Annotated in this window: 9 protein-coding genes; 7 read left to right on the plus strand and 2 right to left on the minus strand. The window is 40.7% G+C overall.

Annotated elements, in window-relative coordinates:
- Window positions 1-41: 41 nt before the first annotated feature.
- From HNW13_RS20805 to HNW13_RS20835, 7 genes are all read left to right on the plus strand, one after another.
- A complete protein-coding gene (locus tag HNW13_RS20805) occupies window positions 42-1,217 on the plus strand; it encodes a phosphoglycerate kinase (protein WP_101085327.1) in 1,176 nt (391 codons plus the stop codon).
- Window positions 1,218-1,372: 155 nt separating this feature from the next.
- Entirely contained in the window at window positions 1,373-2,437 is a 1,065-nt protein-coding gene (gene fba, locus HNW13_RS20810) for a class II fructose-bisphosphate aldolase (RefSeq protein WP_101085328.1), read from the plus strand.
- 194 nt (window positions 2,438-2,631) lie between these two features.
- Window positions 2,632-3,972 (plus strand): MATE family efflux transporter, encoded by a 1,341-nt coding sequence (locus tag HNW13_RS20815; RefSeq protein ID WP_162023822.1) that lies wholly within the window; start codon window positions 2,632-2,634, stop codon window positions 3,970-3,972.
- Between the two features lie 116 nt (window positions 3,973-4,088).
- The gene (locus tag HNW13_RS20820; protein ID WP_101085330.1) at window positions 4,089-4,829 is read left to right on the plus strand and encodes a DUF481 domain-containing protein; all 741 of its coding nucleotides are present in this window, start codon (window positions 4,089-4,091) and stop codon (window positions 4,827-4,829) included.
- Between the two features lie 556 nt (window positions 4,830-5,385).
- Entirely contained in the window at window positions 5,386-6,132 is a 747-nt protein-coding gene (locus tag HNW13_RS20825) for a hypothetical protein (protein WP_162023821.1), read from the plus strand.
- Window positions 6,125-6,712, plus strand: coding sequence for a hypothetical protein (locus tag HNW13_RS20830; RefSeq protein WP_192114236.1), 588 nt, complete (start codon window positions 6,125-6,127; stop codon window positions 6,710-6,712). Before HNW13_RS20825 ends, HNW13_RS20830 begins: the two co-directional genes overlap by 8 nt.
- A gap of 89 nt (window positions 6,713-6,801) precedes the next feature.
- A complete protein-coding gene (locus tag HNW13_RS20835; protein WP_101085333.1) occupies window positions 6,802-8,244 on the plus strand; it encodes a hypothetical protein in 1,443 nt (480 codons plus the stop codon).
- Between the two features lie 172 nt (window positions 8,245-8,416).
- On the opposite strand, the gene HNW13_RS20840 is transcribed toward HNW13_RS20835, so the two are convergent.
- Together HNW13_RS20840 and HNW13_RS20845 are read right to left on the minus strand one after the other, a co-directional pair.
- Window positions 8,417-10,666, minus strand: coding sequence for a PAS domain-containing protein (locus HNW13_RS20840; RefSeq protein ID WP_192114237.1), 2,250 nt, complete (start codon window positions 10,664-10,666; stop codon window positions 8,417-8,419).
- A 90-nt stretch (window positions 10,667-10,756) separates the two neighbouring features.
- Window positions 10,757-11,389 carry a TatD family nuclease-associated radical SAM protein gene (locus tag HNW13_RS20845; RefSeq protein ID WP_101085335.1) on the minus strand — a complete coding sequence of 211 codons (633 nt, stop codon included), beginning with the start codon at window positions 11,387-11,389 and terminating at the stop codon, window positions 10,757-10,759.
- Window positions 11,390-11,461: the final 72 nt, after the last annotated feature.

Genomic DNA, 11,461 nt, shown 5'->3' on the forward strand with positions numbered 1-11,461 from the left:
GCAGCAAGACTTTGTATTAACTTAAAAAGGAACTGCTAATTATGGCAATTATTAACATGACAGATTTAGATCTACAAAATAAGCGTGTGCTTATTCGTGAAGATTTAAACGTACCTGTCAGCGATGGTGTTGTAACAAGTGATGCACGTTTACGCGCATCACTACCTACCATTCAACTCGCATTGAAAAAAGGCGCTGCCGTAATGGTGATGTCTCATTTAGGCCGCCCAACAGAAGGCGAGTTTAACGCTGAATATTCAATGCAGCCGGTAGTCGATTATTTAGCTAAAGCGTTAGACTGCCCAGTGCGCTTAGTGAGTGATTATCTTGATGGCGTTGACGTGAATGTTGGCGAAGTTGTGGTATTTGAAAACGTTCGCTTTAATATTGGCGAAGGTAAAAACGATGAAGCTCTGTCTAAAAAAATGGCAGCATTATGTGATGTGTATGTAATGGACGCATTTGGTACGGCTCATCGTGCCCAAGCATCTACTCATGGTGTAGGTGTTTATGCTCCTATTGCTTGTGCTGGCCCATTATTGTCGCAAGAATTAGATGCATTAGGCAAAGCGCTTGATAACCCAGCTCGTCCAATGGTGGCGATAGTAGGTGGTTCTAAAGTGTCGACTAAATTAACTGTGCTTGAAAGCCTATCAACTAAGGTTGACCAGCTTGTTGTGGGTGGCGGTATTGCCAATACCTTTATCGCAGCTGCGGGTTATAACGTCGGTAAATCATTGTATGAAGCTGATTTAGTGGAAGAAGCAAAGCGTCTTGTGGCAAATGCGAGAAGCCGTGGTGGTGATATTCCTGTACCAACAGATGTTGTTGTAGCAAGCGAATTTAGCCCAACTGCAACTGCAACATTAAAGTCAGTAGCAGACGTGACCGACAGCGATATGATTTTTGATATCGGCCCAGATAGCGCAGAAGCACTGGCTAAAATTATTGAACAAGCAGGGACGATCGTCTGGAATGGTCCTGTTGGCGTGTTTGAGTTTGATCAATTCGGCGAAGGTACTAAGCGTATTGCCCAAGCCATTGCTAATTCTAAAGCGTTTTCTATTGCTGGCGGTGGTGACACGCTAGCGGCAGTCGATAAGTATAACATTGCTGACAAAGTGTCTTATATTTCAACCGGCGGTGGTGCTTTCCTTGAGTTTTTAGAAGGTAAAGAATTACCCGCTGTAGCAATGCTTGAAAAGCGTGGCGCTTAGATCACATATCAAGTATTTGTACCGTAAAACCTAATAATAATTATTATAAAAAAATGCTCTGTCATAACCTACAGGATGTAGGTTGTGCCAGAGTTTAAAATCCGTCCAAACGATAGCGACCTAGGTGAGTAATCACCCTATTAATGGAGAACAAAATGGCTCTTATCTCTCTACGACAACTGCTTGATCATGCTGCAGAGCATGGTTATGGCGTCCCTGCATTTAACGTGAACAACCTTGAACAAATGCGTGCAATTATGCAAGCGGCTGAAGCAACTGACAGCCCTGTTATTGTGCAAGCATCTGCTGGTGCACGTAAATATGCTCGCCCACAGTTTTTAAAATATCTTATGGCTGCTGCGCTTGAGCAGTATCCAGATATTCCGGTATGTATTCATCAAGATCACGGTACTGATCCTGACATTTGTCAGCGCTCAATCCAATTAGGCATGTCATCAGTAATGATGGATGGCTCGTTGATGGCCGATGGTAAAACACCCGCGTCATACGAGTATAACGTGGATGTGACTCGTCGTACTGTGGCTTTTGCTCATGCATGTGGTGTGTCAGTTGAAGGTGAAATCGGTTGTTTAGGCAGTTTAGAAACTGGCCAAGCAGGCGAAGAAGATGGTGTGGGTGCTGCGGGTATTCTCAGCATGGACCAAATGCTAACAACTCCAGAAGAAGCAGCGCGTTTTGTTGCCGATACTCATGTTGATGCATTAGCTATTGCGATTGGTACCAGCCATGGAGCTTATAAGTTTAGTCGTAAACCTACTGGTGATGTATTACGTATAGACCGTATTAAAGAAATTCATGCGCGTATCCCTAACACGCATTTAGTGATGCACGGTTCATCTTCTGTACCGCAAGAGTGGCTGAAAATCATCAACCAGTATGGTGGTGAAATTCCAGAAACTTACGGCGTACCATTAGAAGAAATCGTTGAAGGTATTAAGCACGGTGTGCGTAAAGTGAACATTGATACCGATTTACGTTTGGCATCAACGGGTGCAGTGCGTAAATTCTTAGCTGAACATCCTGCAGAATTTGATCCTCGTAAATTCTTAAAAGCATCAATGGAAGCGATGGCTGACATTTGTACGACTCGTTATGAAGCATTTGGTTGTGCGGGTATGGCCTCTAAAATTAAGCCTAAGTCACTACAAGCAATGTATAAAGCTTATCAATCTGGTGAACTTGACCCTAAAATCATGTAAACCTTTTTTACGTTAAAACAGCAAATCAGCTCATTTTTTGAATGAGCTGATTTTTTTGTAAATTAATAACGAAAAACGTTGTTTTTTTAAACGCTATCTAGCATCATCCTCGCCTTAAAAATTGACGCAAAAACGTCATCATTTATTGATATAACCTTATTCCGTTAGCCATCTTTAATAGTTGAACTCATTATATGCTTGTTAAGCCGAATGCACCTTTATCCTTATTTTCACTGACCTGGCCATTGTTCGTCGACTTTGCTTTGCACTTTTTAACGGCAGCAATTAATACTTTTATGATAAGCCATGTGTCGTATCAAGGTGTGGCGGCGCTGTCGGTTGGTAATATGGTGTTTGAACTGGCCATTACGTTATTTAGTTTCGTCAGTATTGGCGCTAGTGTTGTCATTACTCAGTATTTAGGGGCTAATAATAAAGCTGCAGCCAGTGCCGTAGTGTATTCATCTATCGGATTCAATTTTTTAGTTGGTTTGGTCGCAGCTGTAGGTATTTTAACCGGCTCAACCATGATGTTGAATCTAATGAACTTACCTGCGGAGCTTATGGCCGATGGTAAATTGTATTTACAAATTGTCGGTTTGTGTTTAATTCCCGAAGCGATGGCCATGTGCTTAGCGGCCGGAATGCGGGCTCATGGTTTTACCCAGCAAGCTATGTGGGTAACATTATCGATGAATGTGATCACCTTTATTGGCAACTTATTATTGCTCTATGGTTGGTTTGGTTTGCCACAAATGGGTGTAGCAGGGGTTGCGATTAGTACTGTTGTTGGGCGACTAGTGGGTGTGAGCATTATGATGGTGTTGTTTGTACGCTATACCAAAATACCATTACACATTCCGAGTATTTTGCGTCCAGATAAAGTCATGCTAAAAAAAGTGTTTCACATTGGTTTACCTGCCGCCGGCGAAAACGTCTCGTGGATGCTGCAATTTATGGTCGTCACTTCATTTGTTGGCTTAATGGGTGATAAAGCCTTAGCGGCGCAGTCATTATATTTTCAAATTTGTATGTTTATCTTATTGTTCGGGCTATCGATAGGCATAGGTAACGAAATTATTATTGGTCATATGGTGGGTGCTAAGCAATTAAAAGCTGCAGAGCATCAAATGTATCGCGCATTAAAATTGGGTTTGATTGTTACCAGTGTTGTGGCTTTATTCGTTGCAATATGGGGACCTAACCTTGTCGGTCTGTTTACTGATGAACAGGACATTATTGTCCTTGTCGGGCAATTATTTGTACTCACGTTAGTTATGGAGCCCGGTAGAACTTTTAATTTAGTGGTGATTAATGCGTTAAGAGCTAGCGGTGATGCCAAGTTTCCGTTTTTTATGGGCTTATTTTCAATGTGGTGTATTGCGGTACCAGGTGCTTATTATCTCGGGATCCATTTAGAGTATGGTTTATTGGGTATTTGGGCTGCCTTAGCGCTTGATGAGTGGGTTAGAGGGTTGGCGATGTTGTGGCGTTGGCGCAGTGGCCGTTGGCAGGCTAAGAGCCTTGTTGCTTAACGCTTAAGGGGATGACTATTTTTCAATTCTGCGATCAAAGTGTTAGTATGCGTGGGAATTTTAAGCGCATGACCCCCCATTAGATTTTGTAAATCGTAAATAAAGGACGAAATGACATGAAAAAACTGCTACTTACTGCAGCTATTACACTAACCATGCCATTTGCAGCACATGCTGGAAGTGAGTTTGTTGAAGGTGATGCCACTCTTGCTGGTGAAGCAGAATTAGGTGCGACTTTAACCACAGGTAATACCGATACTTCTTCGTTTAAAGCGCGCCTAGCGTTGAAACAAGAATTAGGTGACTGGGAAAACGAGTATGTGTTTGAAGGATTATACAAAGAAGATACCGAAGAAGTGACTGCAAAGCGTTATTTTCTTGGTGTGCAAGGCGACTATCAAATTAATGATTTGAGCTATTTGTTTGCTAACACTAACTATGAAGTTGATCCATTCACTGGTTATGATTTCACTTCAACGACGTCAGCTGGTTATGGTTACCGTTTTATTGATACCGACAGAATGTCTTTAAAAGCGGAGGCGGGTCCTGGTTATATTTACCAACAACTTGATGAAGAATCAGCACTGGCAGAAGGTTATGATAGCGACGACAGCGTTGTTGCTCACGCGGTGATTGATTTCCAAACCAAGATCAGTGATTCATCTAAGTTCCAACAGAAATTTATTGCCGATTGGGGTAGTAAATTAGATGCGCGTTCTGAAACTTCATTAACTGCCAATATCGTAGGTGCTCTAGCGATGAAATTTGCCGTTATTGTGCGTTATAACAGTGAACCGCTTGATGACAAAGAAAGCACTGATACTGAAACAAACATGACATTACTTTACGCATTTTAAGTGACTAATCTAAAGCCGAGTTCACTTGAGTGTAAGTAACAGAAAGCTGGCTTTGCCAGCTTTTTTTATGGGCTGTTAGCTGTAATATTGTCTTACCTATATACCAAAAACACTGACTATTGAGCCATTGTTAAGCCGTAACTTACTTATTCAATCGGTAGTACACTAAGGCATCCACTCGCTTGTCAATATACATCCAACCGTTATTCATCGCTAATTAGGTTGATTTTACTTTTAATCAGCTTGCTATTGATGGCTCAATTTCTGCTATTGCCAGCGCGATCACCAGCACTAATATTAGCTCTATATTGACCATGGTCTTAACCTTTCCCATTTTAAACCTGGGCGAATCAACAATAATATGAATCTATAATAATATTAATTAGCAATTTCTATATTCAATATCATGCAATTATACCTTGCGCAAATAATCGCTATATTCGCGGACTGGTTCACGAATTAGCAATATTATCCGGAGGATAGCTGGCTTAACATCCATTAAACTCTCACTTTGAGAGTATACTTTTTGAATCAGTCGATACACTGAGACAGGGCGATGCAAATAGGATGTTGTTGGTTCGACAATACACAACGTTTGTTGGTCGATCAGACCACGGCAGCCCAGTGGCATTTAAATGATCACGAGTATTGGATTCTGAGCCAGTTAGTCCTGCATCGTGGTCAAGTCGTTCCCTTATCTATGCTTGAAACAGTGGCCATTTCAGGCGACTGTCCTCATCAATTATCTCATGCTGAACTACTCGATATTATCGGCAAAATTATTAATTACATGTGTAAGCGCCATACCAACCTTATTGAATATGTACCTGAACAGGGGGTGATTTTATATTCAACTGCAACCGCTAAGCGTACTAAAATCTTGGAATTACCTGAACGGCTATTATCTTTAGGTCAGTATCTGTTTATTATTGTTATTCTACTATGTGTATTATTATTTGTTTACTCTAAGCTTAACCCTCCAGAGTTTGCTCAAGCCGATGTATTGCGACAAGTGCTAAGCCCTGATGGACGTATTGTTCAGTTGTTTGTGTTTGGCAATAATAATCAGCAAGATGCCATTTTGCATGCGGACTGCTTATCATCGCAACTACGCCTTTGTCACAATATTCGCTGGGATTCCATTCACGTTGCTTTGTCGGCCAATCAAGATTATATGAGTTTCACTTTAACCGACTCCAGTGAAGCGACACCATTAATTAATAGTATCAAAGTCAGTATCGATAACATGGGTGCGCCATTTATCACCCAGCAATGGCTGCAAAAGGTACACATTTGTGGCTAGATTAAGAACCCTATTATTACATATTAAAATACGCCGATTACTACAGTCAAAACGCGGCAAACTTTTTTTTGTATTAAGTTTTCTGCTCATTATATTCATTGCTACCAGTGTGCTTAATCGCATTGCAAATACCCATAATGTTTGGTATTTCAATTGCCATGCCGATGGTTATTTCAGTCAACAAGGAGAGTCGTCGTTAACGGTTGATAAAAGCAATTTATGGTTAATGCTAGACATTGATCACCATCAAGCTCAGCTGACTTATAAACTCGAATCCACAACAGACGCTACCGAAATTGCTCAACTATTAGGTAAGGTTAAACATGTTGATATTGGCTCATTTACTTATCATTTAGCGTTAACACTGCAACCTATCAGTTGGCAACAAAACAGTCGGCTGCAACCATATTTACGAAATGAATATGGTGTTTCTGCTCACCACTTAATGGCTGGTTCTAGTGTATCTCAGCAGATTCAGGTAATTGACTTAGATAATACATTGACGAGAGCAACGTTAAAATTTTTGCCAAGTAATAACATCTGGTCCTGTCAGTTACTATCAGCCAATACTTCCGATTGATTTTGATTGAAAAAATTAACTTTTAGCTTAATATTCCCATTGCGGTATAGTAGTTATGTGTCAATTTTAAAAGGTGTGTGAAATATATAGTGGCAAAAGTTAAAGTAAAACAAGAAGAAGCGTTATCAATAAAGTTCAGTCATCAAATGGGCCCTGGTGATCAACGGGTATTTGATCTGTATTTTTATTTGCCAACAGAAATGGGTATTGGTTCGCATACCTTAGATGAAGAAGATTATTATCACAGTAGTATTCTTGGGCGTCGTTCTTATTATTCTAAAGGGCTGCATTTACCCTTAGTTCAGTCCCGTTTCGTCAGTTTAAATAAACGCACCTTAGAAGAGTTTCGTTTATACCTCAATTTATTCGCTTATCAATTTGCTGTCGCCATTGAAACTGACGTTAAAGAGTTGCACCAAAAACTAGAATTAAATGAATTTTATCCTGCTTTAGATGAGCTTTGTGATGTGGTTGCGCAACTATTGAAAAAGTTTCGACGCAATGAACCGAACGATCCTAAGTGGAAATCTTATTTTGAGCATGCCGATAATTACTTGTCTTGGTTTTGTGAACAGCAGTTATTAAAGACATTGGCACGTAGTCCTAGAAGTGCTGACTATAGTGATGTTAAAGAAAAAGTGCTCAATTTATGCCGTAACGAGAATCACTACCGCGAGCAAGTATGCAAATATAACTCTATGCAAACCCAGCAAGACGCTAACCGTATTTCAAATAAGATGTTGCTATTGCGTCGACTCATTCAACAAGGCGTAGTATTAAAAGAAGAATTAAAACCGCTTGGAGTAGGGTTAAAGAAATTTGTTACTGGCGTCGCCACTGGGTTGGTGATGTTGGTGGTATCGGCATTGATTATAAAAGCGCAAGGTTTCTTTAATGGCTTAACCTTGACCTTGTTGCTGACGTTAGCGGTTATTTATGGTTTCAGGGAAATCTTTAAAGAGGATTTTCGTAATGCGATGTGGCGGCTTATCCAACGCGGTCGTCCAAGATGGAGCCGTATTTTACGGGATACCACTACTCAAACCGTGGTGGCTAAGCAGTTAGTTTGGCTCGAATTCATGCGCAGCCAAGATATTCCCAAAACGGTGGCAGATATTATGAGGCAACGCCACAGCCAGAATAAAGTGGATTCGGAAGTACTGCATTATCGTATTGCGACTAAGGTGGCAAATAAGCCTTTTGAGGCTGATTATTCACAAATTCAAGAGCAAGTGAACTTCAGTTTAGTGCCTTTTGCCCGCCATTTAGAGCGAGGAAAAGCTAAAATATACTCAGAAAGTGAAGGTAATATTAGTAATGAGTCTGTAGAACGTCGTTATCAAGTCAATTTGGTTGCGGTGTTACGTGACGGAAAGCAACAACCTGAATATGCTCGCTTTAAAGTGACCATGAATCGTTCAAGCATTGTTGAAATTACTGAAAGTAAACTACCTGATAATGTTCAGCCTTTCAGGCTCGAATCAGATGAGATCCTTCCTGAAGTGGTGAGTCATCCGAAACCACACGCTTAAGATTAGGTTGGACACCATACTAGTATGTTGATGTTCATCGAGTAGCCCAATGAATGGGCATTATCCATTCATTAAACAACCGTGCAAATTGAATATCACCTGACGTTACACAATACTGCGTCAGGTGATTTAATCTATCAATTTTACGGCGGTTATTACTTTAATTGTTACTTTAAGTGCTACTTTGTTTATTCGTAGGACGAGTAAAGGCTTGGCAAATGTTCTGGTCAACAGATTGTTTAGCTCTTTTTAAGGCTATTTCAGCGTTAGCAAGGTATGTATCCAAACTTTGTGGCTGCAAATAGCTGGCGATACCAATGTTAATCCCTTCACCTAAATTCTTTTCTTCAAGACTTTGAAGCATATTAATCGCATATTGATGTGCAGAGTTTGCATTTGTTTCGGTCAGTAAGATAACGAGCTTTCCGAGCTGCCATTGTGCTATTTGGTAATTAAGCGGTAACTCAATCAATAATTGTAGCTCAATGTCTTTTTGGCGCTTTTCAAGCTGGCTCATGTTACCCATGTTACTGAAAATCCCTTCTGGGTTAATGTCCATTACCAGTAAGCTTGAATGTTCTTTAGTGAGCTCGCTAAGTTTGAAAAAATAATTTTCTAGCTCATTTAAACGTAACACTATGGCACTTCTATGGCCAATGACGTTGCTACTACTTTGGGCCGACACCGTTGGGGTTGTCTGTTCAAATGTGCAAATAAGGTATTCAATATCACCTTCAAATGTCAGCTGGCCTGCTAGCGTCGTTTTTAAACAATGCTCATAACGACTGTGGTTAAATGGCATAATTTGCGCAGTCCACTCTCCTTGCAAGCTAATTTGTGCACTAATATTTTGCCATTGATTTTTCAACTCATCGCCGAGTAATTCAGTGATCGAAATATTGGTGTCTCCGTGTAAAGACATCAGGTTATCAAATTGGTTATTACATTTTACTATTAATCCATTGGCATCGGTGAGTGCCGTAGCAACCGCTCCGCTACTCATTAATTGATAGAGATAGGCTTGGCGCTGGCTTTCAAATAATGCGGTAATGTCTTCAAATGTCACTAACCAATAATGCTCATTACTGTTAGGGCATTTTTTACTGCGAATATGGGTTTGCAACATACTACTATTAAGCGTTTCTAAACTGATCTCACCATGCCATTGCTTATTCTCAATTAACGTCTCTTTAATGTGATTGAAGCGATCATCATCAAGGTGTAACACTCGTTGTAAACTGCGGTCTTTAAGAGCGTCAACTGGCAAAGATAGTGCCGCAGCTGCTTTGGCATTAATGCTCTGGATTCGACCGTTATCATTAACGATTAAGCAGCTTAATTCGCTGTTAAACAAACCGTTGCTCAATTGAACGCTATTTTGCTTTGCGCGTCGCTCGAGTACAAATCGATGTCTTAGTATAATCAATAAACTGGCTAACAGTGCGATGAGACATCCAGCGATAATGACTACAATTCGCCATTGTGCATAACGAGTGGCAATGTCGTCATGACGAATATAAGACAATAAAAAGTATTCTCTTTTAGTCTCATATTGACTGGTTAATTCGACTTTTAAATACACGAAAGTGGCATCATGGCTGTGAAACTGGCCAAAGTTATTCATAGCCATCACTCGCCACAATTCTGGGTAAGACTGCTTTAAACTTGCTCCAAGTGCATCGGGCATATTGTCTAGTGGTGCAGGTTGGTTGGCTCCTGCATAGAGGAAGCCTTGAGTATCCAGCATGAGCAATGGTGAATTTTGATTAAAAAAAGCCGGTTTTATAGTTTCAAGTAATTTAACGATCGAATTGTAAGTGACTAAATACCCTTTGATACTTTGGTCTGGATTTTCTATCCATGATAACTGATAAAAATAGGGCTCTAAGATGCCATCAATGGGAGTAAATGCCATGGGTGAAGTGTAAATGTCGTCGCCGCCCATATTTCTGCCCGAGCCTAATAATGCCGCGGGAAGTTGCATGTTATTGAAACTACCGGTGGTGGCAAACTGGAGTTGTCCTTGAGGGTTAAACAATGCCAACCCAAGCAGTTCTGGAATATTGTTAGTTAATGAATCCCAGTTTTCGATGGTTTTTAATTTTAGCTTTTCTGATGGGTTTTGCAGATATTGGCGCAGTAACTCACCTTTGGCGATGATTTGGGTTCTAAACTGCAAAAATGACACTTTGTCAGACGCTAAGGACGCGACAGTTTGTAATTCACTATAGCGTTGGTCTGCCCAATCTTCTTGTAGGCGACGCTCGCCTAAATTGACCACCATACTAGTGACAATAAACACTGCTATTAATAAAATAATCAATTGGCTTAGCAGCGAAAGAATATGCTGTTGCGACCAATGAGTTGCCTGTGAAGAAATTAATAACGAGTTTGAAGAACTCACTGCTTTGTGTTTAGACATGGTGCCACTTTTTTAGCATTCTCTTGATGGCAATACTAGCATGAAGCCGGCAGTGGCGAAAACGTCTAGCTGCGATTAGACGCTATTTGTTTAACCAATGTTATCGAGTTCCCGTTGTTTAAATACTACGCCATTTTGTTGTGCGATATCGCGGCAGCGGTCAATGTTGACATTTGCGAGTCCGTTAATGGCACTTACTTGAACGAGAGGGATGTAATGAGGTGCAAGCTTAATAAAATCCAGTAATGCAGTGTACGAATTGGCAAGCTTAGGGCGGCAATGCTGTTGATAGCTTTCAGGTGTGTCGGCGTTAAGCGAAATAGACAAACTGTCGATGCATTGACTGAGCTCTGGCAAAATATTGCGTCGATGAAAGTGATTACCCAGGCCATCAGTGTTTAGGCGTACTTTACCGCCTTGTGCTTTTATTGCATGAGCAACTTGCAGTAAGCAGTCAAGGTTTAAGGTCGGTTCACCAAAACCGCAAAAGACATATTCTTCAACCTCATGAACATCGCCTAACAAGGGCAACAGGTCCTCAGCAGTAATACGTCGGGTGAGTGATAAGTCATAGTCGTGTACTTGATTTGAGCCATTATGTTTGGGGCAAAATTGGCATCTTAAAGTGCACCTGGCGGTAATGTTGAGATAACGGTGCTTGCCGATATCGTAAACTAAGGTTGGTATAGGTGAGGTGGGTATCGGTAAAGTTGTGTCGCTCATGTCAGGCTTTCTTTCATAGATATTATAGCGGTCATTTTAGCTGAATTTTAATGGTGACTATGTTGCTCAGCT

The organism is Shewanella sp. BF02_Schw, from assembly GCF_014596695.2.
GTDB lineage: Bacteria > Pseudomonadota > Gammaproteobacteria > Enterobacterales > Shewanellaceae > Shewanella.

Bases quoted from the DNA above. Each gene is read 5' to 3' on its own strand.
- HNW13_RS20840 (WP_192114237.1), bottom strand. From the start codon at position 10,666: ATGTCTAAACACAAAGCAGTGAGTTCTTCAAACTCGTTATTAATTTCT.
- HNW13_RS20845 (WP_101085335.1), bottom strand. From the start codon at position 11,389: ATGAGCGACACAACTTTACCGATACCCACCTCACCTATACCAACCTTA.
- HNW13_RS20825 (WP_162023821.1), top strand. From the start codon at position 5,386: ATGCAAATAGGATGTTGTTGGTTCGACAATACACAACGTTTGTTGGTC.
- HNW13_RS20815 (WP_162023822.1), top strand. From the start codon at position 2,632: ATGCTTGTTAAGCCGAATGCACCTTTATCCTTATTTTCACTGACCTGG.
- fba (WP_101085328.1), top strand. From the start codon at position 1,373: ATGGCTCTTATCTCTCTACGACAACTGCTTGATCATGCTGCAGAGCAT.
- HNW13_RS20820 (WP_101085330.1), top strand. From the start codon at position 4,089: ATGAAAAAACTGCTACTTACTGCAGCTATTACACTAACCATGCCATTT.
- HNW13_RS20805 (WP_101085327.1), top strand. From the start codon at position 42: ATGGCAATTATTAACATGACAGATTTAGATCTACAAAATAAGCGTGTG.